Below are 26,514 nucleotides of genomic sequence, written 5' to 3' on the forward strand. Positions count from 1 at the left end.
TTCCCGGCGGAGCCGGCGACGCCCGCCGGGGAAGTCAGCAGCGAGGGTGCATCCGTTGCGAGGGTGTCAGCTCGCGTTGCCCTCCTGCCGGCGCACCCTGTCGATGTACGGGCGGGACCTCTCCAGACCTTCCTCGAGGGCGTGGACTGTGCCCTCCATGCTCTTCGCGGCCTGCGACCGGAAGGTGTCGATGGCGTCCATCGTCTCGTAGATGTTCGCGAATGCCTTCTCGAGGGTCTGGACGGAGACGCCGGAGCTGGCCGCCTGCTGGTGGATGCGCCCGGTCTGGTCCTTCAGCATCTCGGAGGTGCGCAGGATCATGTTGTTCGTCGTCGTGTTGATCGCATCGATCTGGTCGAGCACGAGCTTCTGGTTGGCCAGCGCCTGCGCGACGATCACCGCCGTGCGGAGGGCGCTGATCGTCGTCGTGCGCGCGCGGTCGACGCCCTTGATGAGCTCGTTGTTGTTCTTCCGGATCATGTCGATTGCGAGGTAGCCCTGCACGGACACCGCGAGCTGGGTCAGGATGTCCTGGCGACGCTGGCGCACCGGGAACAGGACGTCCGACTCGAGCTGCTGGGCGTGCTCCGCCTGCCCGCCGCGGCGCACCTCGTCGATCTTCTCGACTGTGGCCTTGTCGAGCTCCTGGGCGAAGACGGCGTACTCGGAGAGCTGCTGCATGGTCTCCCACAGCCGCGTCTTCTCCTGCGCCAGGGACGCGTTGTCCTTCATGAGCTCGTCCTGGCCGGCCATGAGCGACTTGATGATCTTGTCCAGCTGGGTCTGCGCGGACTCGTAGCGCTGGAAGTACTTGGCCAGCCTGTTCCCGCCGGGGATCACGCCGAGGATCTTCCGGCCGACGCTGAGGTCGGACTGGTTCGGGGTGAGGTCCTCGACCGTGGAGCGGAGCTCCCCGAGCGTCGACGCGACATACATCTGGGCGCTGTTGCCGGTCTTCTTCGCGCTCGCCATGGACGTGGTCGAGCGCTCCAGGAGGCGGTTCGAGGCGTCCGACGACGCGACCATCTCGCGGCCCGCGAACCGGTTGAGGCCCTCGACCTTCTGCTGGAAGTCAGGGCTCCGCGAGTCCATCGCCGCGATCTCGGCCACGAACGCCTTCGCCTGCGAGGCGATCTCGGTCTGGCGCTCGGTCGGGACCGGCACCATGCCGGGGGCTTCCTCCTCCTTGATGACAGGCGCCGGCTCGGGCGCCTGCAGGACGAGGGCGGCCTGCGTCTCGGTGGGGTCCGGAGGGGTCAGGGAGATGGACATCGCGTGCTCCTTCGTAGTGGTCTGCGGTGCTCGTGCGGCGGGTGCCCGCGTCAGCCGAGGTTCACGCCGAAGTCGGTCGCGACGCCGGCGAGACCGCTCGCGTAGCCCTGGCCGACGGCCTTGAACTTCCACTCGCCCGAGTGGCGGTACAGCTCGGCGAAGATCATGCAGGTCTCGGCTGCGGCATCCTCGGAGAGGTCGTAGCGGACCACCTCGGTGTCCGTGCCCGCGTTGACGATCCGGCAGTATGCGCCCCGGACCATGCCGAAGTTCTGCCGGCGCGACTCGGCCTGGTCGATGCTCACGACGACGACGATCCGCTCGACGTCGGCAGGGACGTTCGCGAGGTGGACCTTGATCTGCTCGTCGTCTCCGCCGCCCTCGCCCGTGCGGTTGTCCCCGAGGTGTGAGACCGATCCATCGGCCGAGTCCTTCTGGTTGTAGAAGATGAAGTCGGCGTCCGACCGGACCTTTCCGTTGGCCCCCAGCATCAGCGCGGAGGCGTCGAGGTCAAAGGCGTCGCCAGTCGTCGTGCGCGGGTCCCAGCCGAGGCCGACGATCGCGTTCGTCAGGCCCGGGTCGGTCTTGGTCAGGGAGAGGTTGCCGCCCTTGGAGAGGGTCAGTCCGGCCATGTCGGTGCTCCTTTGCTGTTGGTCTTGGGCCGCGCTCTCGGCGCGGGTCAGTCGAGGACGATGCCGAAGTCGGTCGCGACGCCGCGCAGGCCGGTGGCGTAGCCCTGGCCGACCGCCCGGAACTTCCACTCGCTGCCGTGCCGGTAGATCTCGGAGAAGATCATGCAGGTCTCCGAGGCCGCGTCCTCCGTGAGGTCGTAGCGGACCACCTCGTCACCGGTCTCGTCGTTCACCACGCGGCAGAAGGCGCCGCGGACCATGCCGAAGTTCTGCCGGCGGGCTTCGGCCTGGTCGATGGAGACGACGATGACCACCTTCTCGATGTCCGTTGCGACCTTGGAGAGGTCGATGAGGATCTGCTCGTCATCCCCCTCGCCCACGCCCGTGCGGTTGTCGCCCTGATGGACCACCGAGCCGTCGGCGGCGGTGAGCTGGTTGTAGAAGATGAAGTCGTCGTTGCTGCGCACCTTGCCCCTGGCCGTGACGAGCAGGGCCGAGGCGTCGAGGTCGAAGGCCTCGCCTGCCGTCGTGCGGGGGTCCCAGCCGAGACCCACCATGGCGCGGGTCAGACCGGGATCCGCCTTGGTGAGGGACAGGTTGCTTCCCTTGCTCAGGGACAGGCTTGCCATGATGCTCCTTCGCGGACTGTAGTGGCGTTCAGAGGACGGCGGCCGCGGGGCCGACGAGGTCGCCGACAGTGCGGCCGTTCGCCGGCTGGCCGATCGCCGTGAACTTCCAGCCTGCACCCTCACGGGACAGCTTGGCCATGATCATCCCCGTCGACGGGCCCTGTTCGGTGAGTGTGTACCGTGCGACCTCGGGGCTGCCGGGCACCGAGTCGTCGACCACGCGGCAGAACGCGTTCTGGACGCGGTCGAAGGTCTGCTGCGAGTAGCTGGTGATGACGAAGACGATGTGCTCCACCACGCCGTTGACGCTGGGCAGGTTGACCATGATCGTCTCGTCGTCGCCCTCGCCGGCGCCCGTGAGGTTGTCGCCGGTGTGGCGGATCGAGCCGTCCTTGCTGGCGAGCTGGTTGAAGAACACCGTGTCGAGGGCCTGGCGCCCGGCGTTGTAGAGGATGGCCGAGGCATCGAGGTCGATCTCGGCTTCCCCGCCCCCGAACAGGCTCCCGAACAGGCCGCCCTTCTTGGGCTGCTGGACGGCGTCCCACCCGAGGCCCATGCGGACCTGGGTCATGCTTGAGCCGTCCTGCTTGGTCAGCGAGAGGCCTTGGCCCTTCTGCAGGCTCAGTCCCACAATGCGCTCCTTGTCGTCGTTCTTCTCGGTAGTGGTGGTGTCTCAGGCTGTGGCCGCGGGTTCCGGCTCGCGGGCCTTGCGGCGGTTCCGGCGGACGGAGGCGATGAACGCTGCCGCGATGAAGAAGACGCCCACGAGGCCGGTGACGACCTCGTTGACCTCGATGCCGATCGTGATCAGGAGGATGATCGCGAGGGCGCCGATCGCCCAGTGCGCGCCGTGGTCGAGGTACTCGTATTCGTCGAGGGTGCCCTGGCGGACGAGGTAGACCGTGAGCGAGCGGACGAACATGGCGCCGATGAGGCCGAGGCCGAGGGCGATGATGATCGGGTCGGAGGTGATGGCGAAGGCGCCGATGACGCCGTCGAACGAGAATGACGCGTCGATCATCTCGAGGTACAGGAACAGCATGAACGCGGCCTTGCCCGAGACCTGGACGACCCGATTGGGGACTCTCGAATGGGTGCCGCCGGCGACTGCTGGGATGTCCGCCGCATCGATCTCGCCGCTGTCGTCGACGTCGAAGAGCTCGCCGAGGCCCTTGACCAGGAAGTAGGCGACCATGCCGAAGATGCCCGACATGAGGACCGCGCCCTGCAACCCGGGACCGGAGAGCTGCCCGATCACCGCGAGGGCGATGAGGCCCACGACGAGGGACGCGCCGTTCATCCGGCCGACCTTGGCGAGGGGCATCTCGAGCCAGTGCAGCCACTTGATGTCCCGTTCCTCGAAGAAGAAGTCGAGGAAGATCATGAGCAGGAAGAGGCCGCCGAACGCCGCGATCTGCGGGTGGGCGTGGTGAAGGATGTACGCGTAGGTGCCGGGCTCCTCGATCGGGCCCTTGGCCAGCGCGAGCTGGACAGCTTCCACGGGGTTGAGCTGGGCCGTGAGGCCCACGATGAGCAGCGGGAAGAGCACGCGCATGCCGAACACGGCGATGACGATGCCCACGGTGAGGAACATCTTCTGCCAGAACGGGTTCATGCGCTCGAGGATGCGGGCGTTGACCACCGCGTTGTCGAAGCTCAGGCTCACCTCGAGGATGCCGAGCACGAGGGCGAGGAACAGCGCCTGGGGGCCGCCATAGAGGAAGGCGACGGCGAGGGCGACGAGGCTCACGCCGAACGACCACCCGAAGGTTCTCAGAAACACCGCTTGGGTACAGAGCTCCTTGTTCAAGGCCCGGGGTGCCGGGCGGCATCCAGCGTTGGCGCTGCCGACGGGCCAGGGGCGGTTCCCCCAACCGGCCACGGCCATTATGTCGCGGGGCGCCGACAGTTCTCGAACCCCGCCGGGGTCCGGGCAGCTTCTGCCGGTTCAACGGGGAAGGGCGGCCCGGGGTTCCCCGACGGCGGACCGTCCACGCGCGCGCACCGGGACTCGCGCTTCACCGACGGACCGCCCTGCTGGCCCTGTCGGTCACCATCGCGATGTGAGAGACTGAAGGGCACGGCAATCGCCGCCCGCGGTGTTTGGCTTGCTCCGCGCCCTTCACCCGCTACCCGTCTCCTCCGAGAATGACGTCACCGGCCTCGGCTGCATCCTCGTTTCCACACTAGGAAGCAGCCCGCCCCATGGAACAACACGACCGTCACATCTACCGGCGGATGATTGAGAATGCCGCCTCCGGCCTCGCCATCGATTCCGAACTCAGACTCTCAGTGCACCGTCTTGGCGGTTGGACGGAGAACGGTTGGTGGGAAGCTGCCATCTGCCGCCCGGAGGACACCGAGTCCCTCATGAGAGGTGACATGGTCACCGGCACCCACCTGACCTTCGAGGACCGCACCGAGCTCATGGCTTGGCTGGCCGCGATCGGTGCCGTCCCGGCCGATGCCATCCCTGTGCGATGGGAGGCACTCGCTGGCTTCACCTGCGCGGTCGCGCTTTCACAGGGAACCCATGATGAATGAGCTGGAGGCATCGCTGGTCGTGCGTGCCGGGGCAGAGCTGCTGAAGGCTGCTTCCTCTGACCCTCGCTCCGATGAGGGCTACCAAATCGTGAGGGCGAACCTCGCGGCTGCGCTGGACTCCATGGCCGACGCTCTGCAGAACTTCGAGGGAGCTGCACCTGCTCCCAATCGATCGAAAGGCTGGCTCGAAGACCTGCGCCGCGTGGCCGACGATCTGGCGGGCCGCTAGGGTCCGCACAGCAGCCGGAATCCCACCGCGGAACGCCGGCGGTAGGCTGCCGGCGCAGGACGGCCGGACCGGTGTCGCTAGACTGGTCTGCCGTGCCCGAATCCACGCCTCCGCCGACGCTTCGGGCAAGCGTGCCCGAGCGCGGGATCGGGCCGGACGCCGATCCGGCAGCCCGGGCCGGCGCGCCAGCACCCCGGGCCCGAGGTGCGGCGGCCGCCAGAGGTGGGACAGCGCCGTCGTCCATGCTGACGCGGCTCGCGGAACTCGAGGCGCTCCACCGCGGCCCAGCGTGGGCGCTCACGCGATCGGCCCCGTGGACCATCGCCGCGCTGCAGACTGCCTTCTCGCGCAACCGGCCGCAGGTGGAGCTCGAGGCGTTCCATGACGAGCTCGGGGCGTTCCTCGAGGACCTGCGGTCCCGTGACGCCGCGGCCGGCCAGACGCCCACGGCCGGTGCCGCGACCGCCCGCGCTGTCGCCGACGACTGGACCCGCCGGCGCTTCCTCACGCGGCGGGCGCAGGGTGGCCGGATCGTGTATGAGCTCACCGAGGCCACGGCCCGCGTGCTCGCGTTCCTCGAGTCCCTCTCCTCCGACCGATCCACGCTCACGGGCTCGCGCCTCGGGACGCTCCTGGGCGACGTCGAGAAGCTCGCACGGGAGACCAACCCGGACACCTCGGCGCGGATCGAGGCGCTCGAAGCGGAGATCGAGGAACGGCGGGAACTCGTCCGCCAGCTGCGCGCCGGCGAGCAGACCGGGGGACTCGACAGCGACACCGCGCTCGAGGCCGCCGAGAACATCCTCGACCTCGCCGCCGGCCTCCCTGCCGACTTCAAGCGCATGCGCGCCACGCTCGAGGACTCCGTGGGCCAGCTGCGCAACCAGATCATCGAGGAGTCCCTCACGAAGGGCGCCACGATGGCCCAGGTCCTCGAGGCCGACCGCCGGCTGCGCGCCTCGAGCGAGGGACGCACCTTCCGCTCCTTCACCGCGTTCCTCGAGGACCCAGAGCAGCAGCTGCGGTTCCGCTCCGCCATCGCCGAGGTCCTCTCGCGCGATTTCGCCGACGGACTCGGCCACGAGGAGCGCGAGACGCTCCGCCACCTCGTCATCGAGCTGCGGGAGTCGCATTCGCAGATCCAGCGCATCTACGGCAAGCTCTCCGAAAGCCTCAACACGTACGTCCAGAGCGACGACTACCGCCAGTCCGTCCGCCTCCGTGATGCGGTCCGGCGTGCGGAGCAGGCGGTCCGGCGGCTGCCCTATGCCCGGGAGGAGTCCGGTTTCGCGCCGGGGCCGGAGCTGTTCGGCGCGGAGTTCGAGTCGCTGTCCATGGTCAAGCTCTTCGATCCCGACGAGCTCGCCCCGCCGCCCCGTCTCGCCGAGCCCATCAGCTTCGGCGGCCAGGAGCGGGCGCGGTCGGCGCGCACCGCGAAGGCGCGGGCGGCGACGCTGAGGCAGGCGGTCGCCGTCGCCCTCGAAGCGGGCGGCGGAGAGGCCGGGATCTCCGAGGTGTGGGAGCAGATGCCGCCCGAGGAACAGCACATCAACTCGATCCGCGCCCTGCTCGGCCACCTGCTCCACGAGGGCGTGCGCCTCGACCGTTCCGGCTGGGCGGCGCTCGACTTCGCCCAGGTAGACGGGACCCGGCGTACCGCGTACGTCCCGGACGCGACGATCACCCGCGCTTCGCGCGAGGAGGAGAACTAGATGGACACGACCGCCGAGGTCACCGCCTCTGATGCCGAGGTCACCGCGTCTGAGCCCGAGGTCACCGCGTCTGAGCACGAGGTCACCCCAGAGCACACGTACTCCACGGGATCGGCCCTCTACGACGGCGACACCGGAGCCCTCCCGCTCCGGGTCCGCCAGGTCCTGGTCAGGCTGCTCAAGGGCCCCTACCTCGACGGCGGCCGCGACGAGAAGGCCTGGACGACGCTCCTCGACCACCAGGAGATCCTCCGGTCGCGGCTGTCGGAGCTCTTCCTCCGCCTGCAGATCGACCACGAGCGGAAGGTCGCGGTCCTCCGGCCTGTTGACCCGGAGCTGCTCGGGACGGCATCGCGTGCGACGGTACTGCGCCAGCAGCGGCCCCTGAGCCGCGTCGAGACGATCCTGGTGCTGCGGCTCCGCCTGCTCCTCGACCGGCACGCCACCGCCCAGACCGAGCCGACGGTCACGCTGGAGGAGCTCGCCGACGTCGTCGCCCACTACCAGCCCCCCGAGGAGCAGGACGCCCTCCGCGATGCGGACACCTTGGCCCGCGCCGTCGCCAAGCTGCAGGCGCGCCGGCTCCTCATCCCGACCGCCCTCGATGACGTGTACCTCATCTCCAACGCCCTTCCGCTCGCGCTGCCTTTCGACAACATCGGTGACGTGACCCGCCACCTCGAGGCGGTCGCCGCCGCCGGGGCCGCCCGGGATGCAGGGCCCGCGCACGACGCCGGCCGGGTCGCCTTGGGCGTCGACGGCGCCGCACCCTCGGAGGAGGAAGAAGGTGACTTCCGCGTCACTGGGGGTGACTTCGGCGCCAAAGGGGGTGACCTCGGCGTCACTGGGGGTGACTTCGGCGTCACTGGGGGTGACCTCGGCGTCGAGGGGCAGGAGGCCTTCCTGTGAGCATCGCGGCCATGCTCCCGCTCGGCACCGAGGTCAACCCGGGCCAGTACCGCCTCGCCCTCGTCCAGGTGGTCAACTGGGGCACCTTCCATGGGGCCCACACGATGCACGTCGACCGGGGCGGCACGATGCTCACCGGCAACTCGGGCGTGGGCAAGTCGACCCTGTTCGACGCGATCGCCCGCGTCTTCGACGCGCGCCCGCGCTCGAACGAGGCCGCAGCCGCCCGCACGGGCCACAGCGAGGACCGCCGCACCACCTACACGTACATGCGGGGCAAGGTCGGCGACGTGGCCGTCGGCGAGGGCCAGGCGAGCGCGTTCCAGCGGCCCGGGGCGACCTGGAGCGCCGTCGCCCTCACGTTCGACAACGCCGCCGGTACCCGCCACACGCTCACTGCCCTGTTCGACCTGCCCAAGAACGGCACGGAGTCCAGCCTCAGCCGCTTCTACCTCATCGACTCGGCCCCCCTGGACGTCCAGGCGGTGGAGGGCCTCGCGGGAGAGGGGCAGGGCCGGCGCTTCACGAAGTCCGCCCTCGAGGCGCTCTTCCCCGACGCGCAGGTCTTCGACGTCCACAAGACCTTCGCCGAGCGCTTCCGCCGCCTCCTCGGCATCTCCAGCGACCAGGCGCTCCCGCTCCTGCGCGTCATCCAGGCAGGCAAGGGCCTGGGCGGCAGCGTGAACAGCTTCTTCCGCGACCAGGTCCTCGACCCTCCGGCCACCCTCGCCGCCGCCGACGAGGTGGTCGAGGAGTTCAGCAACCTCATGTCCATCCGCGCACGCCTCGAGGACGTGCGCCTCCAGCGCGACCAGCTTGCCCCCGTCCCGGCGCTCAACAGCGAGCACGCGGCTGCGCTCGAGGAGGCCGCGGGGCTGCGCGAACTCGCCGCGGAGCCGTTCGACGCCGTCCGGCAGGCCCACGCCGTCGCGGTCCAGGAGCGCCTCCTCGCCGGGATCAAGGCCAGCGCCCAGGCCAAGGCCGCGGAGCTCGCTGCGGAGCGGCAGCGCCGGGACGCCCTCGCGGCGGACCTGCGCTCCCTCGAGGCCGAGTACAACAACGCCGGCGGCAACCAGATCGCCACGCTCGAGCAGGCCCGCGACAACGCTGCCGTGGGCCTGCGCCTGCGGCGCGAGGTCGAGGAGGCAGCCCGGGCGGGGATGCGCGACGCCGGCCTCGACCTCCCGTTCTCGGCCGAGGGCTGGGCGGCCGCCCACCAGCAGGCGGCCGCGGCCCTGGACGCCCTCGAGGGCGACAGTGCGGCGCTCAGGGAGGCCCGCTTCGAGGCGTTCGAGGCCCAGGCCACCGCCAAGCGCGCGCTCGCCGAGGCCCGGGCCGAACTCGCGGCGATGTCCTCGAGCAAGAGCCTTCTGCCGCCCTCGGCCGTGGAGAACCGCGCCCGCATTGCGCAGGCTCTGGGGCTGGCCGAGGAGGAGATGCCGTTCGGCGGCGAGCTGGTGGACCTGGCTGAGGGCGAGGAGCGCTGGCGGCCCGCTGCGGAGCGGGCGCTGCGCTCGCTCGCGACGACGCTGCTCGTCCCCGGGCGCCACTTCGCCGCGGTGACGCGGTGGCTCGACGCCAACCCGGTCCGCGGGGCGCTCCGCGCGGTCGACCTCTCGGCCCGCGTCCCGGGCGCCGAGCTCGCACTCGCCCAGGTGCGCGACGGCGACCTCCTCACCAAGCTGCAGTTCCGGGACGCTGCCGCGTCCTCCGCGGCCTCTGCGTCCTCCACGGCCTCTGCGTCCTCTGCGGCCTCGGGAACCCCGGCCGATCCCGCCGACGACCCAGCCCAGTACCTCCGGGAGCGGATCGCTGCGGACTTCGCGTTCCCGTGCGTCGAGGACCCCGACGAGCTCGCCGGCCTCGAGCGGGGCCTGAGCCTCGGCGGGGTGGTCAAGCGCGGCCGCGGCACGGTCGAGAAGGACGACCGGTTCGCCGCCCGCGCGGACTTCGTGCTCGGATTCGACAACGGGGCCAAGGTCGAGCTCCTGGCCTCGAGGGTCCTCGAGCTCGAGAGCGCGCTCGCCGGCGCGGCCGAGGCGGCGCAGGCGAGCGAGGACTCGCACCAAGGCGTCGCCCGCCGGATCGAGGCGCTCCGGCGCGTCGCACAGGACGAGCGGCCGTGGGAGGAGGTCTCCTCCTCCGTCGCAGAGGACGAGCTGGCGCGGATCGAGGACCGCCTCAGGGACGCCCTCGCCGCGCAGAGCGACCTCGAGCCGCTGCGGGCCAAGGTCGAGGCGGCCCGCGCCGAGCACCAGGCATCCACCGAGGCCGCAGCCGTCCTCGGCAGCGAGTACCGCCAGCTCGACAGCCAGCTCTCGGCCGCCGACCGCGTCCTCGACGCCGCGCGCTCGCGGCTGGCGGCAGCACCGCCGTCGGACGCGGCGACCGGCACGCTCGCGCCGCTCTTCGCCGAGTTCGGCGAGCCCGACGACCAGCACGACCTGGAACGCATCGCCGCCGAGGTCCAGGCCCAGCTCGCCGCCCGCGTCCATGCCGCCGAGAGCCGCGCGCAGGCCGCCGCCGAGCGGCTCACGCGCATCTTCGAGCAGTTCCAGCGGGACTGGGGATCGGTCGTCTCGGCGGACCACGGCACCTCCGTCGCGGCGGCGGATGCCTTCGAAGCCCGCTACCACCAGATCGTGACCGAGGGCCTGCCCGCCCAGGAGGCCCAGTTCCGGGAGTTCTTCGCGCAGCGCACGCACGAGTCGTTCTCGACCCTGCTCCACCTCCTGGACGAGGAGCGCCGCGGGATCGCCGCGCGCATCCTGCCGCTGAACTCGATCCTCGCCGGCGTGGACTTCCACGAGGGCTCCTACCTCGAGCTGGACATCCGCCAGACCGTCCCCGCCTCCGCGAAGCAGTTCAAGGACGCGATCGTCTCGGCGCTCAAGGCGCGCCACGCGCCGTCGGCCGTCTCGGCCGCGTCGGTGCCAGCGTCAGGTCACGGCACGCACGACGGCGCCGGCTCGCCGGGCGAGGACCAGCTCACCATCCGCTACAAGACCCTCGAGGGCCTCGTGAAGCGGCTCGCGTCCCAGACGCCCGAGGACCGCCGGTGGCGCGCGGAGGTCCTGGACACGAGGACCCACGTGTTCATCTCGTGCAAGGAGCACCGGGTGTCCCGGGACGTGGCAGGGGAGCCGCGCGACGAGGTGTTCGTGCACGCCGACACCGGCTCCATGTCCGGCGGCGAGCGTCAGCGGTTCACGGCGTTCATCATGGCGGCGGCGCTGAGCTACCAGCTGGGCATCGCCGAGCAGGGGTTCACGAGCTACGGGACGGTCATGATGGACGAGGCCTTCGTGCTCGCGTCCGAGGAGTTCGCCGGGGCAGGCATCTCGGCCCTGCACGAGTTCGGGTTCCAGCTGCTGCTCGCCGCGCCGGAGAACGTCATCGACCTCTCGCGCTATCTGGGCTCGGTCACGGAGATCCTGCGGGACAAGCGCACCAACAGGTCTGGCCTCATCGAGGGGCCGGCGGTGCCCGGCGGCCCGGCGTCCCAGGCGAACCCGGTCGACATCGTGCTGCGCTGACGCGGGGGTCATGCCCGGCTCGGGCGGGGACGCGTCCCACGGTCGGCCCTTGCCCGCATGATCGGTGCCGGGCAGCACCGGTCATGCGGTGTGGCACCGATCGTGCGCTGACGCCCCGCCCGACACCCCCGCCCCGCCCGGCTCACGGGACCCGGTCGATCTCCGCCTGGACGATCGCGCCGTAGTGCCGCACGGCGTCGTCGAACTCCCACCCGGGGGCCGCGAGCAGCCCGAGCGTGCGGGTGCCCTCCGCGAGCCCGAGCATGAGCGAGCACACCACCTCCGCGTGCTGGCGCCCCGGCGAGGTGTCGCCCATGAGGTCCGCCATCCAGGCCAGGAGCTGCTCGCGGGTCGCGTCCCGGGCCGCCTCCGAGTCGGGCAGCTCCCGGACGTTGCGGGACATCGTGGTCCACGGCTCCGGCAGCCCCCGCTCGCGCCGCATGAGCACGCGGAACACGAGGGCCTCCCCGAGCTCGGAGCGCGGAGCGGTGATGGCGTGGGTGAGGGCGTCGTCGGGGCGGGTCTGGGCGAAGAGCTGCTCCTTGGACCCGAAGTGCTTGATCACGAGCGCGGGCGAGCATCCGGCCGCCGCCGCGATCTCCCGCACCGTGACGGCCCGGTAGCCGCGCGCCCCGAACAGCTCGTGCGCGGCGGCCAGGATCGCGTCGCGCGCACTCACGGCGTGACCCAGTCGAGCTGCTGCGAGCGCGTCTCGATGTGCACTTTGCGGGCCTGGGCGTGCTCGGTCGCCGGGTCGAGCAGGCTCACGACGTACCGTCCGGCCGGGGGCAGCAGGAGGCGGTAGCGGCCGTCGTCGTCCGTGCGGGCTGTCCCCTCGAACGCGCCTTCCCAGCCGACGACGGAGAGGACCGCCCCGCGCACCGGTGCGCCGGCGGCGTCGTGCACCACCCCGTGCAGCGCCTGCTCTTCGCCGAGCAGCAGCTCGTGCGGCGTCTCCGGCTCGAGCCGCACGACACGGGCCGACGGCGCCCAGCCCGGCGCCGTCGCGACCGCGAGGTACTGCCCGGCCTCGGGGACGGCGACCGAGAACCGTCCCTCGGTGTCGGTCCGCGCCCAGTCCATGGGCGTGCCGTCGAGCGTGAGCACGGTGACCAGCCCGCGCGTGGCTGGCGCCCCGGCCCCGGTGCGGAGGATCCCGCGCACGACGACGTCGCCGCCTTCGCGCGCCGCGTGCACCGTCGTGGGGGCCGGCTTGGGGACGAACCAGACGACGGCGATGGCGCCGAGCGCGGCCACGGCGGCCATCCAGTACACGTCGTGGAAGGCATCGGCGGAGGGGAAGGTGGCGTCCCCACGGTGCACGACCACGGTGGAGAGGAACGCGGCGACCGCGGCGCTCGAGGCCGAGGTCCCCACCGCCCGCAGGAGCGCGTTGAGCCCGTTCGCGCTCGCCGTCTCGGTGACGGGCACGGAGCCCATGATCAGGGTCGGCATGGGCGCATACGCGATCGCGGTGCCGATGCTGACGAGGGTCGCGCCGACCGCGACCTCGAGCACGGAGCCGGAGAAGAAGACGCGGAACACGTAGCTCACGGCGAGGACCGCGGCGCCGATGATGAGCGTGAGGCGGCCGCCGAGCCGGTTGATCATCGCTCCCGAGACCGGTGCGAAGACGGCCATGACCAGGCCGGACGGGACCATGACCAGGCCGGCCTCGAGCACGGTGAGGCCGAACCCGTAGCCCGTCGCGGTCGGGAACTGGAGCTGCTGCGAGGCCAGGAGGAGGTTCGCGAACATCGAGAAGCCCACGAGGACCGACGCGATGTTCGTCAGCAGCACCGGCCGGCGGGCGGACGTGCGCAGGTCCACCATCGGGGCGCCGACCCGCAGCTCATACGGGAACCACACCGCGAGCAGCGCCGCGGCGGCGAGGAACAGGCCGAGGACCGCCGGGCTGCCCCAGCCCCACGAGCCGCCCTTCGTCACCGCGAGCAGCAGCGCGACGAGGGCGGCGGAGAGCAGGAGCGCGCCGGGGAGGTCGAAGCGGCCCGGGGTCTTGACGCGCGACTCGGGGACGCTGCCGAGGATCGCGGCGAACATCGCCACGCCCGCCGCGCCGGTGACCCAGAAGAGGCTGTGCCAGCCGAGGTTCTCGTAGATGACGCCGGCCAGCGGGAGGCCCAGCGCGCCGCCGATCCCGAGGGTCGCGGACATGAGGGCAACCGCGCCGCCCACCCTCTTCGGTGGGAGCTCGTCCCGCATGATGCTGATCCCCACCGGGATGAGCGAGGCCGAGAAGCCCTGGAGCGCCCGTCCGACGATGACCCAGGCGAACCCGAGCCCCACAGCCGCGACCACGGAGCCCGCGATCATGACGCCGAGGCACACGAGCATCATGAGCTTCTTCCCGAACATGTCCGCGAGCTTGGACACGATCGGGGTCGCGACGGCCGCGGTCAGGAGGGTCGCGGTCACAAGCCACGACGCGTCCTCCGGGGAGACGCCGAGGATCTTCGGGAAGTCCGGCAGGAGCGGGACGACGAGCGTCTGCTGCAGCGCGACCAGCGTTCCCGAGAGGGACAGCACCAGCGTGAGGAGCCAGGGCGCACGACGGCGCCCGGCCGGCGCGCTGCTGCCGCGGCCGAATGCGGCGGGAGTGGGGGCGGCGTGCGGGGAGGTGCTCATGGATCCTTCCGAGCTGGGAGGGGTGAACATGCGTTTACCTCCAAGGGTAAACGAGTGTTCACCCGTGCAGCATGTCGCCTCGCGTTAACCCGGGCGTCGGCCGCGCGTGGTGTGGCGCGCCTAGACTCCCGGCGTGGCTGAGCGCGTGTCCGGGAGCCGGAGGAGGTTCGTCGCCCTGGGCGACTCCTTCACCGAGGGCGTGGGGGACTGGAACCCCCTTTTGCCCAACGGAGTCCGCGGCTGGGCCGACCGCGTCGCCGAGAAGCTCGCCAAGGCCGAGAAGGGCTGGGAGTACGCGAACCTCGCGGTGCGCTCGAAGCGGCTGCGGCAGATCATCGCGGACCAGCTCGAGCCGGCCCTCGCGATGGAGCCGACCCTCGTCACGCTCTACGCCGGCGGGAACGACATCCTCGACCTCGGCACCGACATGGACGACCTGCTCGCCGAGTACAGCGGACTCGCCCGGGCCCTCGCCGGGACGGGCGCCACGCTGGTGCTCTTCACCGGCTACGACGTCAAGGTCAACCCTCTCCTCGAGCCCCTCAAGCGCCGCAACTGGCAGTACAACGCCCATGTGCGCGCGCTGGCGCGCGAGCTCGACGCCGTGCTCGTGGACTACTGGTGCTTCGACGAGTACGCCGACCGGCGCATGTGGGACTCCGACCGCCTCCACATGTCCAAGGCGGGCCACAAGTTCCTCGCCCGCCAGGTCCTGGACCATCTCGGGGTCCCGCACCGGATGGAGCCCAAGGAATGGGAGGAGCCCGCGCGCCGCACGGCCCGCGAGTGGGTGTCGCAGCAGCGCACGTGGCTGCAGGACTGGGTCGTCCCCCTCATCGGGCGCAAGCTGCGCGGCGTGACCCTTGGCGACTACCTCGAGCCCCGCTGGCCCGAGCCCGTCAAGGTCCCTCGCAAGGGCGGGCTGCGACGGTACGTCGAGGAGCACCCCGAAGTCCTCGCCCGGACCCCGGGCTGGCTTTCCTAGCTCTCCCTGACAGAGCCTGGAGCGTCATGAACGGGCAGACCGCCTAGGCTTGTCGGGTGCCTGACGTCTCAACCACCTACCTGCAGCGATGCCCGCGCACGCGCTGAACCGCAGCGGCGGCATCAGCGCGGGCTGGCTCCTCGTCCTCGCCTTCCTCGCGACGGCCGCGCCGCTGTCGACCGACCTGTACCTGCCCGGGTTCCCGCGCGTGCAGCAGGAGTTCGCCGCCACGGCGTCGGGCGTGCAGCTGACGCTGACCGGGTTCCTGCTCGGGATGGCGGTGGGCCAGCTCGTGTTCGGCTCACTCTCGGACCGGTTCGGCCGGCTGCGCCCGCTGCTGGTGGGGAACGTCGGTGCGATCGCGTCGAGCGTGGTCGCGGCGATCGCGCCTAGCCTCGAGGTGCTTGTCGCAGGCCGGCTCTTCCAGGGTCTGTGCGGCGCAGCGGGGATCGTGATCGCGCGGGCCATCATCGTGGACCTCACGAAGGGCCACGAGACGGCCCGGACCATGAGCCTCATGATGACCGTGGGCGGCATCGCCCCAGTCCTCGCGCCGTCCATCGGCGCGCTCCTCGAGGGACCGATCGGATGGCGCGGCATCATGTGGGTCCTCGCGCTCGTGTTCGCCCTCATGATGCTGAGCGTCGCGACGGTCTTCCGCGAGACCCTCCCGCGCGATGCGCGCGGGAAGCACAGCCTCGCGGGCGGGTTCGCCCAGCTGTTCCGCGTCCCCCGGTACCTCGGCTTCGCGGCGCTGTTCGCCACGACGTTCGCGGTGATGATGGCGTACATCTCCGCGAGTTCCTTCGTGTACCAGAACGTGATGGGCTTCTCCGCCGTCGCGTACGGCATCCTGTTCGGCGCAAACGCCGTGGGCCTCATCAGCTCCGGCTACCTCTCGTCCCGGCTCGTGCGGCGGTTGGGCGCCCAGACGATGATCGGCGTGGCCGTCCCGGTCCTCCTCGCGGCCAGCATCGCGATCCTTGCCGTGGCGCTCCTTCCCGGGCCACGATGGATCCTCGCGATCCCGATCTGGGTCGCGGTGACGAGCGTCGGGTTCGTCATGGGCAACTCATCGGCCCTCGCGCTCGGGGAGGTGCGGCACGTCTCCGGCAGCGGCTCGGCCCTCCTCGGCGCCTCGCAGTTCGTGTTCGGCGCCGTGGTGTCCCCGCTGCCGGGCCTCGCGGGTGAGGACTCCGCGGTGCCGATGGCCCTCGTCATGACGGCCGCAGCCGCCGCGGCGGCGGTGCTGGTCGCCGTCCTGCGCAGGCACCGGGACTGATTGGGGCCTGCGCTTCCGGCAGCCCCGCCCCGCCGCGGCGCGCGCCAGCCCCGCCCCGCCGCCGCGGCGCGCGCCAGCGCCGTCCAAGCGGTAACGCGCGGGTCACCCCGCGACGGCGAACGCCACGAGCCCCACGAGCGGCAGCGAGGCCTGGCCGATCGCGCTGCCCCACAGCCTCCTCTCGGTGACGCCAAGCCACGGGCCGAGGAGCAGGTTGGCCGCGAGCGTGTACACGACGATCCCGACGCCCATGCCGTGCACGAGGCCGGTTCCCGCGTTGGCCATCCACAGCCCGGACGCGATGCCGGCGGCCGTGACGATGTTGACCGCGCCGATGTTCTGGGCCCACATGCGCACGGCACCCTCGGTTCCCGGGTCCACGTAGAAGATGGGCCGGAAGCGCTGGTCTCCGTAGAAGCGGATTTCGAGGATCCCGACGACCACGAGGATGAGGGCGGACAGCCCCGCGGCGATCTGGGTGACGAGGTTCATGGCGGCCTCCTCGGGCCTGGTCCTGCTTGGGAACTACAGAAGTGCCACTCCGGGCCCGGCGAGGCGGTGCAGCCACGCCCGTCGGCCCGTGAGCAGCGTCAGGAGGGCCTCGATGGGGCCCTCGACGGCAGGGCCGTCGCCGGCCTGCCAGTCCGCGTCGGTGGCGCGGAGGCCGAAGCCAGCCAGCCGGCGTCGTGCGTTGAAGGGGAAGGCGACCCGCCACACCTGCTCTGCGCACGCGACCGCCGCGTCGACGGGCATGCGGTGCGCGAGGCCGAGGGGGATCGCGATGTCCTGGGTGTGGACGAGGACGTCGAGCAGCGGCGTGACCCCACCGGTTCCCGGCGCACGACGGCGCGAGGCCGCCAGCCGCCGGTAGTCGCCGAGGATCTGGGTCACCGGGGCGGAGCCGCGCCGCTGGCCCTCGAGGAGGTTCATCCGGTCGAAGCCGCCCCGGGCGCGGGCGAACGCCGCCGCCTCGCCCAGGACACCGGTCTGCGCTGCCGAGATGACATGCGCGGCGACATCCCGCACGCGCCAGCCGGGGCAGAGGCTCGGGGAGTCCCACTGCTCGGGCGTGAGGCCCGAGAGGAGGCTTGCGAGCGCGCCGCGCTCGGCGTGGACGTGGGCCCAGAGTTCGTCACCGTGCATCGGGCGCTCCTTGCAGGGATGCAGCAGAAGAAGTACGAGTTCCTGACCAATTATGGTCAGGCAGGCTGACTATAATCAAGGGGTGGCGTTGAACATCGGACTGCTCCTCTACATCCCGTACCGCGCCCTCGAGGACCGGGTCTTCGAGGCGGTCACGGCCGCCGGGTTCACCGACATCACGATGGCGCAGTCCCGCGTGTTCCAGCGGATCTCCCAGCACGGCTCGCGGGTAACCGAGCTCGCCGACCGGGCCAAGGTCACGAAGCAGACGGCGAGCGCGCTCGTCCAGGCCCTCGAGGATGCCGGGTACGTGGAGCGTGTGCCCGATCCCACCGACGCACGGGCCTCGCTCGTCCGGGTGGCACCGCGTGGGGCGGCGGCGACGGCGGCGGCGAGCGCGGAGATCGGGCTGATCGAGGCCGAATGGCGCCGGGAGCTGGGGGCCGCCCGCTACGACCGACTGGTCCGGGACCTCGAGGTGCTGCAGAGGCTCACGGACGCCTGACGGCGCGCAGCAACGCCGGCCGGCGCCGAGTGACGCGCCGGCCCGGCGTGGTGTTGCGTCGGTGAACTACTTTCCGAGGTCAGCGGGCTCGAAGCTCCACAGCTCCGCCGAGACGCCGACGGGCCGCTGCCGCCCGGCGTCCCCGGCCTCTGCGTCGCGGGCCTCGGGGCCGCCTCCGGCCTGGGCCGCGCCTTCGGTCCCCACCGGCCGCCCGTGCCCGTGCCCGAACGACGCGGAGTTCTTCCACGCCTCGAAGCTCTCCTCGTCGGCCCACCGGGTCACGACGAGCCAGACGTTGCGCCCGTCCGTGGGCTGCAGCAGCTCGAAGCCCTCGAATCCGGGCACGCCGTCCACGGCCCCGGCGCGGGCGGCGAAGCGGCGGGCAAGCTCGTCGCCGGAGTCGGCGTGGACGGTGATGGCGTTGATCTTCACGATGCTCATGGCTCCGATCCTCGCAGGTGACTCTGTCCGTTTCCTCTGTGTCCGTTCCCTTTGTGAGACGGCCTGTGGCGGATGAGGCGCCCCCCGGAAGCACGCGCGACGCCACAATACGGGTGAGACGCCTACAGGCGACCCTCGTCGCGACAAGGCGTCTCACCCTTCGCGGCCTCACCGCCCGGCCCCTCCCGCCCGCCCGGGCCTCCCGCTACCCTGATCCCCAGGGCGTGTCATGGGGGCGCGGCCCAGCACGGCGAAGGGGGACCACCGTGGACTTCATGACCGGCCCGCTCAGGGCTCGCGTCGCAGGACAGGCCGTCATGGCAGAGACTCTCCGGCTGCAGGCGGGGACGCCCCGACGCAGGCCGCTCGCGCGGCTGTTCGGCGCGAACCCTCTCGCTCCCGAGGCGCGCAGCTGGTACACGGGCGCGGTGGGGGAGATGCGCGTCGCGAAGGCCCTCGCGAAGCTCGGCCCCGAGTGGCACGTCCTGCACTCGCTCCCGGTCGGCTCGCGCGGGGCGGACATCGACCACCTCGTCATCGGCCCCGGCGGCGTCATCACGCTCAACACGAAGAACCACGCCGGCAAGGACGTGTGGGTTGCCGGCAGCGTGCTCCTGGTCAACGGCCAGCACCAGCGGTACCTGCGCAACTCCGCGCACGAGGCGAAGCGCGTCGCCGCCGCCCTCACCGCCGCGGTGGGCCGGGAGGTGCCGGTGCGCGCCGCCGTCGTGCTCGTGGCGCCCCGCCGGCTTACGATCCGCCGCTTCCCCGAGGGCGCTGCGGTCGTGACGGACTCGCAGCTGCGCCGCTGGCTCACCCGGCAGGCGGAGGCCCTCGCCGCGCACGACGCCGCGCGGCTGGCCGCCGCTGCCGCGGAGCCCGCAACGTGGGGTCACCGGCAGCCCCCCGCGGACGACCCCTCGGCGACGCGGATGTCCTTCGGCGCCCTGCACTCCGAGGTGATGCGCGCGCAGCTGCGCCGGCTCACCTGGGCCGTCGGCGCCGTCCTGACGGTGCTCGGGGCCGCGGCCGGCGGCGTCTGGCTCCGGTAGCGCGGGATTCTGCCCAAGGAGACCGGGGCGCGGCTTCGGATCATCGGAGTGTCTCCGGCATGTCGCGGCGAGGAGGCACCCAGCCTGAGCAGAATCCGACGGGGCCGTCACGCAACGTCCCCGCGACCTTCCCACAGGGGGCCCGCCGATAGACTCGCTGCAGCGCCCACAGGGCGCTCGGCACAGCGCGAAGGAGCACGCCCATGACCACGTGGCGGATCAGGGACTTCCACCCCTCGGACCTCGACGGCATCCTCCATCTGTGGAGCGCCATGACGGCGTCGGGCATCGAGCCGGTCTACTCGCTCTCGGAGGTCCTCGCGAGCTGCCAGAAGGACGTCGCGGTCGTGGCCCTCCACGGCGACGATGTGGTGGGCGCCGCGGTCGGCCGCGCCGCCCATGAGCAGGGCTGGATCGTGTTCCTTGCGACCCTGCCCGAGTGGCGTTCCCGCGGCATCGGCACGGCGCTCCTCGCTGCCCTCGAGAACCGGATGGCCCCGCTGGGCCTCACAAAGCTCTCGGCACTCATGCCGGACACCGAGACGCGCCTCGAGGCGTTCCTCTCACGCGGCTTCAAGGACGTGCAGAACCTGCGCTTCTTCGAGCGCCAGATCCCTGTGGCACGCACCGAGCTCGAGCCGCTCGCGCAGCTCGGCGGCCGGGTCCTCCCGCGGGACCTGTGGGACAGGGTCGCCGGCATGAAGCGGGAGAAGCAGCTCCTCGAGCGCCGGCTCGTCCTTCCCCTGGCCGAGGCCGAGCTGGCCGACGAGTTCGGCGTGGTGCCGCCGCGCGCCGTCGTGCTCTTCGGGCCGCCCGGGACCGGCAAGACGACGTTCGCGAAGGCCATCGCGTCCCGGCTCGAGTGGCCGTTCGTCGAGGTGTTCCCGTCCCGCCTGGCCGGCGACGCCGAGGGCCTCGCGGGCGCGCTGCGGCGCACGTTCACGGAGATTGCCGAGCTCGAGCACGCGGTCGTGTTCCTGGACGAGGTCGAGGAGATCGCCTCGCACCGCGCCGGCGACCCGCCGAGCCCCAACCAAGGCGTCACGAACGAGCTGCTCAAGATCATCCCGGCCTTCCGGGAGCAGCCCGGACGCCTCCTCGTGTGCGCGACCAACTTCATCCGCGCCCTCGACTCCGCGTTCCTGCGCCACGGCCGCTTCGACTACGTCATCCCGATCGGCCTGCCGGACGCCGAGGCGCGGCGCAGCATGTGGGAGCGGTTCATCCCCGAGGCGGTCGTCGCCGAGGTGGACGTCGAGCGGCTCGTCGGGCTGACCGAGGGCTTCTCGCCCGCGGACATCGAGTTCGCCGCGCGGTCGGCGTCCCAGCGCGCCCTCGAGAAGGCCGTGTACGCGGGGGAGTCCGAGACCCAGTCTGTGCGCGAGGCTGTGCCCGAGTCCGCGCCCGTGCCCGTCGCCGCCGGGGCTGGCGGCGCCAGCGCCGGTGCCGGCACCGAGCCAACCGCGCACGACGCCGGCCCCCTCGCCACGGGCGCGGGGGCACAGGCCAGGCGCGGCCCCACCACGCAGGACTACGTCGACGCCATCGGGGAGACGAAGACGACCGTGAGCGAGGAGGTCGCGGCCGCGTTCCTGGAGGACATCGACGAGCTCGCACGGGTCTGAGGACCCAATACCCGATGGGCCTCGGGAGGCGCTGAAGGTGAGCTGGGCCCTTCCTGCGTGGGAGAGTGGAACCATGACAGCGCAGCACACCCACGCCGTCGCCCGGGACGCCGATGCCGACGCCGCCGCGGACCGCGCCGGGACTCCCCGCCTCAAACCCCTCTTCCGCCTCGCGCAGAGGCTGGGCCAGGCATGGAACGGCCTCCGCACGCGCCAGGCGAGGAACGGCGACTATGTGGCGCAGGTCGTGGCCTACCGCGGCTACGGGACCACCGAGCGCGTGCGCGTCCTCGGCAGGGTCATGTACGCCCGTCCCGGTCTGCACGGGACGCAGGACACGTTCAACAACTTCCGCGGCTGGGTGTCGTTCACGTCGGTGCCGATCCAGGACGCGGACGTGACGGTCGAGATCGGGGCGACGCGCGCCGTCGTGCGTGCCGACTCCGGCGGCGTGGTGGACGCGATGGTGGACGTCGAGCTCGAGCCCGGCTGGCACGACGTGCGGATGAGCGCCGACGGCGCGGAGGCGTCGGTCGCGCAGGTGCGGGTCGTGGCGCCGGACACGCGGTTCGGGATCGTCTCGGACATCGACGACACGGTCATGGTCACGGCCCTCCCGCGCCCCTTCCTCGCCCTGTGGAACACGTTCGTGCTGAGCGAGCGGGCCCGCACCCCCACCGCCGGGATGGCGGTGCTCCTCGACCGGCTCGCGACCGAGCGGCCCGACGCCCCCGTCATCTACCTCTCGACCGGCCCGTGGAATGCCGCGCCCACGCTGCAGCGCTTCCTGGGCCGCAACCTCTACCCGGCGGGCCCGCTCCTGCTCACCGACTGGGGCATGACCCCGGACCGCTGGTTCCGTTCGGGCCGCGAGCACAAGCGCGAGAACCTCGAGCGGCTCGCCGCCGAATTCCCGGGCATCCGCTGGCTCCTCGTGGGGGACAACGGGCAGCATGACGAGGCCATCTACGCTGAGTTCGCGGCCGAGCACCCGGACTCGGTGGCGGCGGTCGCGATCCGGCAGCTTTCCCCGGGCCAGGCGGTCTTCTCGGGCGGCACCACGCACGACGGCGGCGGGGTCGCCGCACGCCCGGACGTCACCTGGGCGTCGGCCCCCGACGGCGCGGGGCTTGCGGAGCAGCTCGAGGCCGCCGGCGTCCTCTAGCTCCCCGTTCCGCCTTCCCGTCCCGCCGCTGTGCACTGGAAAGGTTGAACCGCCGGACTGCGGGAAGGACTGAGACGGCGAGCCGGCCTCTGCCCTGCGCCGCGGGGCGCGCCCGCCGTGTTCAGCCGGAGGGAGCCCGAATGACCGCGAAGGAGCGCACGGCGGAACCGTGGGGGACCCGCACCCCCTATGGCCCGGGGGAGCAGTGGCCGCAACGGACAGACATGCACCTCGCCGACGGCATGTGCCCGGAGGACGTGGACCGCTGGGTGCAGAGCGCCTCGATCCTCCACTCGAACGGCGACGCGATGGACATCGCGGTCAAGGACGACCGCATCGTGGGCGTGCGGGGCCGGGAGGCCGACCGCGTGAACCACGGCCGCCTCGGGGTGAAGGACCTGTACGGGTGGCAGGCCAATGCCTCGCCGGACCGGCTGACCCGTCCCCTCATCCGCGAGGACGGCCGACTGGTCGAGACGGACTGGGACACCGCGATGGGACGCATTGTGGAGCGCACGCAGCAACTCCTCGCCGACCAGGGGCCCAGCGCCGTCGGCTTCTACACGACCGGCCAGCTCTTCGCCGAGGAGTACTACACGCTCGGGATCGTCGCGCACGGCGGCATCGGCACGAACCACGTGGACGGCAACACGCGCCTGTGCACCGCGACGGCGGCGGAGGCGCTCAAGGAGTCGTTCGCGAGCGACGGCCAGCCCGGCTCCTATACCGACATCGACCACGCCGATGCGATCTGCCTGTACGGGCACAACGTCGCCGAGACCCAGAGCGTGCTGTGGATGCGGATGCTGGACAGGCTCGCGGGCCCGAACCCCCCGAAGGTCGTCTGCGTCGACCCCCGTCCCACCGAGGTGGCCCGCCACGCCACGGTGCACCTGGCCCCGCTCCCGGGGACGAACGTCGCGCTCATGAACGGACTCCTGCACGAGATCCTCGCCAATGACTGGGTGGACCACGCCTACCTCGGGGCCCATGCGGTGGGCTTCGACGAGCTTGCCGCGCGGGTCAAGGACTACCCGCCCGAGGTCGCGGCCCACATCTGCGACGTCCCCGCCGAGCAGATCCGCGAGGCGGCGGCCATCATCGGCCAGGCCGAGCGGCTCCTGTCCACGGTGCTCCAGGGCTTCTACCAGTCGAACCAGGCCACGGCCGCCTCGGTGCAGGTCAACAACATCCACATCGTGCGCGGCATGCTCGGGAAGCCGGGCTGCGGTGTCCTCCAGATGAACGGCCAGCCCACCGCGCAGAACACCCGGGAGTGCGGGGGCGACGGTGACCTCCCCGCCTTCCGCAACTGGTCCAACGACGAGCACATCAAGGACCTCGCCCGGGTGTGGAACGTGGACCCCCTGGAGATCCCGCACTACTCGCCGCCGACCCACGTCATGCAGATGATGCGCTACGCCGAGGACGGCTCGATCAAGCTCCTCTGGATCAGCGGCACCAACCCGGCCGTCTCGCTGCCGGAGCTCCCCCGCGTCCGCTCGATCCTGACCCAGGAGCGGCTCTTCGTGGTGGTCCAGGACATCTTCCTCTCCGAGACCGCGCAGCTCGCCGACGTCGTGCTCCCCGCCGCGACGTGGGGCGAGAAGACGGGCACCTTCACCAATGTGGACCGCACGGTGCACCTGTCCGAGAAGGCCGTCGACCCGCCGGGCGAGGCGAAGGCGGACCTGGAGATCTTCATCGACTACGCGCACCGGCTGGGGCTGAAGGACAAGGACGGCGCGCCGCTCGTGAAGTGGCACGACGCCGAGTCCGCCTTCGAGGCCTGGAAGGAGTGCACCCGCGGCCGGCCCTGCGACTACACGGGCATGACCTACGAGAAGCTGCGCGGCGGCTCCGGCATCCAGTGGCCCTGCAACGACGAGCATCCCGACGGCACCGAACGCCTCTACGAGGACGGCAAGTTCTTCAGCGCGCCGGAGTACTGCGAGAGTTACGGCCGCGACCTCATCACCGGCGCCCCCGTGGAGCCCACCGAGTACAAGGCCCTGAACCCGACGGGCAAGGCGGTCATCAAGGCCGCGGGCTACATGCCGCCCCACGAGATCCCGAGCGAGGACTTCCCCTTCATCCTCATCACGGGGCGCACGCTGTACCACTTCCACACCCGCACGAAGACCGGCCGCGCCCCCGAGCTGCAGGCGGCGGCACCAGACGTGTGGGTGGAGGTCAGCGAGCACGACGCCGCGGCGCTAGGTCTGGCGGAAGGCGACCTCCTGGAGGTCAGCAGCCCGCGGGGATCGCTGCGCGCCAAGGCCAGGATCACGGCGATCCGGTCCGGGGTGGTGTTCGTGCCCTTCCACTACGGCTACTGGGACACCGAGGGCGGCCACGCCCCGGACGACGTGGGCCGCGCCGCGAACGAGCTGACGATCACCGACTGGGACGCGTGCTCCAAGCAGCCCATCTTCAAGACCGCCGCGGCTCGGATCGAGAAGGTCGCCGACGCGGACGGCCCCTCACCGGCACCGAGGATCGGAGCGACGCGATGAAGATCGGACTCGCCCTGGAGGAGCTGCACCGCTCGGAAGCGGAGCTGGCACGGGAGCTGCTGAAGGTCTCGGAGCGCCACAAGGTGGACCACGAGATCTACCACCTCGGCCTTGACCTCGCGCGGTGGTCGCAGCAGCACGTCCGCGACATCGCCGAGATCGGCAAGGACTACGGGCAGGACAGCCTCGATCCGGAGGCGGGGACCCGGCATGGCCCCGTCGACGCCGTCAGGGAGAAGGGCAGCGAGCTCATCGGGCGCATGGGTTCGCCTGCGCTCCTTCTCCTGCGGGACCTGCGGGAGGTCTACATCAAGGCCGCCGGCGTCTCGGTGGACTGGGAACTGCTCGCGCAGGCCGCCCAGGGCATCAAGCACCGGGACCTGCTCGGGCTTGCCGAGCGGTGCCACCCGGAGACACTGCGGCAGATGCGGTGGGCCAACGGCAAGCTGAAGGAGAGCGCCACCCAGATCCTCGTCACGTGAGACGCACCCACCCCTTGCCCCGGCGCCCCTGCCCTAGAGAGGATGACGCATGGCCGTCCTGATGAGGTCCCTCGAGACCTCCGTCCCGTCCACCGTCCTCAAGCAGCCCGAGGCGCGCGACGTCTTCGCCGCGCAGGAGGGCCTGACCCGGCTCGGACAGCGGCTCGTGACCGCGTGCTTCGATGCCTCCGCGATCGACACGCGCCACTCGGCGGTCAGCGAGTTCTCGTGGGACCAGCCCGACCACGAGCCGGACTTCTTCGACCCGGGCACCGGCGCCATCCTCAACCCGAGCACCAAGACGCGCAACGACCTCTTCGTGCGGGAGGCCACCCCGCTGTTCACCGAGACGGCCCGCCGGGCCCTCGACGCCGCGGACGGCATCGGGCCCGAGGACGTCACGCATGTCGTCACGGTCTCCTGCACGGGCTTCTTCAACCCCGGCCCGGACTACCGGATCGTCCGTGACCTCGGCCTGAGCCCGTCCGTGCGCCGATTCCACCTTGGCTTCATGGGCTGCTACGCCGCGTTCCCGGCCCTGCGCATGGCCAAGGCGTTCTGCGAGGCCGAGCCCAACGCCGTCGTGCTCGTGGCCATCGTGGAGCTGTGCTCGCTGCACGTGCGCGGTTCCAACGACCCTGACACGATCCTCGGCGCCTCGCTCTTCGCGGACGGTGCCGCAGCCGCCGTCGTGACCGCGCGGGACCTCCCGCTCACGCGGCCCGCCCTGAGCCTGGACGCGTTCGAGACCACGCTCACGCCCGTCGGCGAGGAGACGATGGCGTGGAACGTGGGCGACCAAGGCTTCGAGATGGTCCTCGGCAGCTATGTCCCGCACATCATCGACGACCACATCACCGGCGCGCTCGAACCCCTCCTGGCCGGCGACCCGGCCCTGGCCGGGCGGGCGCACGCCGAGATCGAGCATTGGGCGATCCACCCGGGCGGCCGCAGCATCGTGGACAAGGTGGTGACCCGGCTGGGGCTGTCCGAGGAGCAGGCCGCGCCCGCGCGGGACACCCTGCGGGAGTACGGGAATATGTCCAGCGCCACGGTCATGTTCGTCTTCGACCGCATCCTGAACCTGCCACAGGGCCCCGGGCAGGGTGCTGGCGCCGAGCGGGCCGGCGCCGAGCGGGTCTGCGCGATGGCGTTCGGGCCGGGCCTCACGGTCGAGACCGCGCTGCTGACCCGCGTCCTCCCGTAGGC

Annotated in this window: 24 protein-coding genes; 14 read left to right on the forward strand and 10 right to left on the reverse strand. The window is 71.5% G+C overall.

The genetic code is table 11. The annotated features are described in order from the left end of the window. Positions 1-66: 66 nt before the first annotated feature. From ACQ5BE_RS13430 to ACQ5BE_RS13450, 5 genes are read right to left on the reverse strand one after another with little or no spacing between them, the layout of a single operon-like run. The gene (locus tag ACQ5BE_RS13430; RefSeq protein WP_430297472.1) at positions 67-1,272 is read right to left on the reverse strand and encodes a toxic anion resistance protein; all 1,206 of its coding nucleotides are present in this window, start codon (positions 1,270-1,272) and stop codon (positions 67-69) included. Positions 1,273-1,322: 50 nt separating this feature from the next. Then, positions 1,323-1,904: a TerD family protein gene (locus tag ACQ5BE_RS13435; RefSeq protein WP_208710591.1), complete on the reverse strand. Its 582-nt coding sequence runs from the start codon at positions 1,902-1,904 to the stop codon at positions 1,323-1,325. Positions 1,905-1,951: 47 nt separating this feature from the next. Continuing rightward, positions 1,952-2,533 (reverse strand): TerD family protein, encoded by a 582-nt coding sequence (locus ACQ5BE_RS13440; protein WP_430297473.1) that lies wholly within the window; start codon positions 2,531-2,533, stop codon positions 1,952-1,954. 28 nt (positions 2,534-2,561) lie between these two features. After that, a complete protein-coding gene (locus tag ACQ5BE_RS13445; RefSeq protein WP_208710589.1) occupies positions 2,562-3,164 on the reverse strand; it encodes a TerD family protein in 603 nt (200 codons plus the stop codon). A 42-nt stretch (positions 3,165-3,206) separates the two neighbouring features. Further along, positions 3,207-4,316, reverse strand: coding sequence for a DUF475 domain-containing protein (locus ACQ5BE_RS13450; protein ID WP_430297474.1), 1,110 nt, complete (start codon positions 4,314-4,316; stop codon positions 3,207-3,209). Positions 4,317-4,738: 422 nt separating this feature from the next. Here ACQ5BE_RS13450 and ACQ5BE_RS13455 point away from each other — a divergent pair, with 422 nt between their 5' ends. The 5 genes from ACQ5BE_RS13455 (at position 4,739) to ACQ5BE_RS13475 (ending at position 11,463) form a co-directional block, all read left to right on the forward strand. Beyond that, a complete protein-coding gene (locus ACQ5BE_RS13455) occupies positions 4,739-5,077 on the forward strand; it encodes a hypothetical protein (protein ID WP_413248907.1) in 339 nt (112 codons plus the stop codon). Next, positions 5,070-5,306, forward strand: coding sequence for a hypothetical protein (locus tag ACQ5BE_RS13460; protein WP_430297475.1), 237 nt, complete (start codon positions 5,070-5,072; stop codon positions 5,304-5,306). Before ACQ5BE_RS13455 ends, ACQ5BE_RS13460 begins: the two co-directional genes overlap by 8 nt. 242 nt (positions 5,307-5,548) lie before the next feature. Beyond that, positions 5,549-7,018 carry a DUF3375 family protein gene (locus ACQ5BE_RS13465; protein ID WP_430297529.1) on the forward strand — a complete coding sequence of 490 codons (1,470 nt, stop codon included), beginning with the start codon at positions 5,549-5,551 and terminating at the stop codon, positions 7,016-7,018. Further along, positions 7,019-7,927, forward strand: a complete 909-nt coding sequence (locus ACQ5BE_RS13470) for a DUF4194 domain-containing protein (protein ID WP_430297476.1) — start codon at positions 7,019-7,021, stop codon at positions 7,925-7,927. It begins immediately after the preceding gene. Then, positions 7,924-11,463, forward strand: coding sequence for an ATP-binding protein (locus ACQ5BE_RS13475; protein ID WP_430297477.1), 3,540 nt, complete (start codon positions 7,924-7,926; stop codon positions 11,461-11,463). The genes ACQ5BE_RS13470 and ACQ5BE_RS13475 overlap by 4 nt, the downstream gene beginning before the upstream one ends. Before the next feature lie 142 nt (positions 11,464-11,605). On the opposite strand, the gene ACQ5BE_RS13480 is transcribed toward ACQ5BE_RS13475, so the two are convergent. After that, positions 11,606-12,142, reverse strand: coding sequence for a TetR family transcriptional regulator (locus ACQ5BE_RS13480; RefSeq protein ID WP_430297478.1), 537 nt, complete (start codon positions 12,140-12,142; stop codon positions 11,606-11,608). Beyond that, complete coding sequence (locus ACQ5BE_RS13485) at positions 12,139-14,109, reverse strand: MFS transporter (protein WP_430297479.1); 1,971 nt, start codon at positions 14,107-14,109, stop codon at positions 12,139-12,141. The genes ACQ5BE_RS13480 and ACQ5BE_RS13485 overlap by 4 nt, the downstream gene beginning before the upstream one ends. Before the next feature lie 133 nt (positions 14,110-14,242). Between ACQ5BE_RS13485 and ACQ5BE_RS13490 the strand changes: the two genes are divergently transcribed. After that, complete coding sequence (locus ACQ5BE_RS13490; protein ID WP_430297480.1) at positions 14,243-15,094, forward strand: SGNH/GDSL hydrolase family protein; 852 nt, start codon at positions 14,243-14,245, stop codon at positions 15,092-15,094. A gap of 88 nt (positions 15,095-15,182) precedes the next feature. Beyond that, positions 15,183-16,376 carry a multidrug effflux MFS transporter gene (locus ACQ5BE_RS13495; RefSeq protein WP_430297481.1) on the forward strand — a complete coding sequence of 398 codons (1,194 nt, stop codon included), beginning with the start codon at positions 15,183-15,185 and terminating at the stop codon, positions 16,374-16,376. 102 nt (positions 16,377-16,478) lie between these two features. On the opposite strand, the gene ACQ5BE_RS13500 is transcribed toward ACQ5BE_RS13495, so the two are convergent. Together ACQ5BE_RS13500 and ACQ5BE_RS13505 are read right to left on the reverse strand one after the other, a co-directional pair. Beyond that, the gene (locus ACQ5BE_RS13500) at positions 16,479-16,868 is read right to left on the reverse strand and encodes a DUF1304 family protein (protein WP_208710583.1); all 390 of its coding nucleotides are present in this window, start codon (positions 16,866-16,868) and stop codon (positions 16,479-16,481) included. A gap of 33 nt (positions 16,869-16,901) precedes the next feature. Continuing rightward, complete coding sequence (locus tag ACQ5BE_RS13505; protein WP_430297482.1) at positions 16,902-17,519, reverse strand: maleylpyruvate isomerase family mycothiol-dependent enzyme; 618 nt, start codon at positions 17,517-17,519, stop codon at positions 16,902-16,904. Positions 17,520-17,601: 82 nt separating this feature from the next. On the opposite strand from ACQ5BE_RS13505, the gene ACQ5BE_RS13510 reads away from it, so the two are divergent. Then, the gene (locus ACQ5BE_RS13510) at positions 17,602-18,024 is read left to right on the forward strand and encodes a MarR family winged helix-turn-helix transcriptional regulator (protein WP_430297483.1); all 423 of its coding nucleotides are present in this window, start codon (positions 17,602-17,604) and stop codon (positions 18,022-18,024) included. A 66-nt stretch (positions 18,025-18,090) separates the two neighbouring features. Here ACQ5BE_RS13510 and ACQ5BE_RS13515 read toward each other — a convergent pair whose 3' ends face one another. Then, a complete protein-coding gene (locus ACQ5BE_RS13515; RefSeq protein ID WP_430297484.1) occupies positions 18,091-18,465 on the reverse strand; it encodes an antibiotic biosynthesis monooxygenase family protein in 375 nt (124 codons plus the stop codon). Positions 18,466-18,782: 317 nt separating this feature from the next. Between ACQ5BE_RS13515 and ACQ5BE_RS13520 the strand changes: the two genes are divergently transcribed. From ACQ5BE_RS13520 to ACQ5BE_RS13545, 6 genes are all read left to right on the forward strand, one after another. After that, positions 18,783-19,517, forward strand: coding sequence for a nuclease-related domain-containing protein (locus ACQ5BE_RS13520; RefSeq protein ID WP_430297485.1), 735 nt, complete (start codon positions 18,783-18,785; stop codon positions 19,515-19,517). A gap of 203 nt (positions 19,518-19,720) precedes the next feature. Further along, entirely contained in the window at positions 19,721-21,142 is a 1,422-nt protein-coding gene (locus ACQ5BE_RS13525) for an ATP-binding protein (protein WP_430297486.1), read from the forward strand. 73 nt (positions 21,143-21,215) lie between these two features. Continuing rightward, positions 21,216-22,307, forward strand: a complete 1,092-nt coding sequence (locus tag ACQ5BE_RS13530; RefSeq protein ID WP_430297487.1) for an App1 family protein — start codon at positions 21,216-21,218, stop codon at positions 22,305-22,307. A 140-nt stretch (positions 22,308-22,447) separates the two neighbouring features. Beyond that, positions 22,448-24,823, forward strand: coding sequence for a molybdopterin oxidoreductase family protein (locus ACQ5BE_RS13535; RefSeq protein ID WP_430297488.1), 2,376 nt, complete (start codon positions 22,448-22,450; stop codon positions 24,821-24,823). Next, positions 24,820-25,305: a hypothetical protein gene (locus ACQ5BE_RS13540; RefSeq protein ID WP_413248893.1), complete on the forward strand. Its 486-nt coding sequence runs from the start codon at positions 24,820-24,822 to the stop codon at positions 25,303-25,305. Before ACQ5BE_RS13535 ends, ACQ5BE_RS13540 begins: the two co-directional genes overlap by 4 nt. 49 nt (positions 25,306-25,354) lie before the next feature. Further along, positions 25,355-26,512, forward strand: coding sequence for a type III polyketide synthase (locus ACQ5BE_RS13545; RefSeq protein ID WP_430297489.1), 1,158 nt, complete (start codon positions 25,355-25,357; stop codon positions 26,510-26,512). Positions 26,513-26,514: the final 2 nt, after the last annotated feature.

It is taken from the genome of Sinomonas sp. B1-1 (assembly GCF_050474465.1).
Lineage (GTDB): Bacteria > Actinomycetota > Actinomycetes > Actinomycetales > Micrococcaceae > Sinomonas > Sinomonas flava.

Bases quoted from the DNA above. Each gene is read 5' to 3' on its own strand.
- ACQ5BE_RS13430 (WP_430297472.1), bottom strand. From the start codon at position 1,272: ATGTCCATCTCCCTGACCCCTCCGGACCCCACCGAGACGCAGGCCGCC.
- ACQ5BE_RS13435 (WP_208710591.1), bottom strand. From the start codon at position 1,904: ATGGCCGGACTGACCCTCTCCAAGGGCGGCAACCTCTCCCTGACCAAG.
- ACQ5BE_RS13440 (WP_430297473.1), bottom strand. From the start codon at position 2,533: ATGGCAAGCCTGTCCCTGAGCAAGGGAAGCAACCTGTCCCTCACCAAG.
- ACQ5BE_RS13455 (WP_413248907.1), top strand. From the start codon at position 4,739: ATGGAACAACACGACCGTCACATCTACCGGCGGATGATTGAGAATGCC.
- ACQ5BE_RS13460 (WP_430297475.1), top strand. From the start codon at position 5,070: ATGAATGAGCTGGAGGCATCGCTGGTCGTGCGTGCCGGGGCAGAGCTG.
- ACQ5BE_RS13465 (WP_430297529.1), top strand. From the start codon at position 5,549: ATGCTGACGCGGCTCGCGGAACTCGAGGCGCTCCACCGCGGCCCAGCG.
- ACQ5BE_RS13470 (WP_430297476.1), top strand. From the start codon at position 7,019: ATGGACACGACCGCCGAGGTCACCGCCTCTGATGCCGAGGTCACCGCG.
- ACQ5BE_RS13485 (WP_430297479.1), bottom strand. From the start codon at position 14,109: ATGAGCACCTCCCCGCACGCCGCCCCCACTCCCGCCGCATTCGGCCGC.
- ACQ5BE_RS13495 (WP_430297481.1), top strand. From the start codon at position 15,183: ATGCCCGCGCACGCGCTGAACCGCAGCGGCGGCATCAGCGCGGGCTGG.
- ACQ5BE_RS13500 (WP_208710583.1), bottom strand. From the start codon at position 16,868: ATGAACCTCGTCACCCAGATCGCCGCGGGGCTGTCCGCCCTCATCCTC.
- ACQ5BE_RS13505 (WP_430297482.1), bottom strand. From the start codon at position 17,519: ATGCACGGTGACGAACTCTGGGCCCACGTCCACGCCGAGCGCGGCGCG.
- ACQ5BE_RS13515 (WP_430297484.1), bottom strand. From the start codon at position 18,465: ATGAGCATCGTGAAGATCAACGCCATCACCGTCCACGCCGACTCCGGC.
- ACQ5BE_RS13520 (WP_430297485.1), top strand. From the start codon at position 18,783: ATGGCAGAGACTCTCCGGCTGCAGGCGGGGACGCCCCGACGCAGGCCG.
- ACQ5BE_RS13525 (WP_430297486.1), top strand. From the start codon at position 19,721: ATGACCACGTGGCGGATCAGGGACTTCCACCCCTCGGACCTCGACGGC.
- ACQ5BE_RS13530 (WP_430297487.1), top strand. From the start codon at position 21,216: ATGACAGCGCAGCACACCCACGCCGTCGCCCGGGACGCCGATGCCGAC.
- ACQ5BE_RS13535 (WP_430297488.1), top strand. From the start codon at position 22,448: ATGACCGCGAAGGAGCGCACGGCGGAACCGTGGGGGACCCGCACCCCC.
- ACQ5BE_RS13540 (WP_413248893.1), top strand. From the start codon at position 24,820: ATGAAGATCGGACTCGCCCTGGAGGAGCTGCACCGCTCGGAAGCGGAG.
- ACQ5BE_RS13545 (WP_430297489.1), top strand. From the start codon at position 25,355: ATGGCCGTCCTGATGAGGTCCCTCGAGACCTCCGTCCCGTCCACCGTC.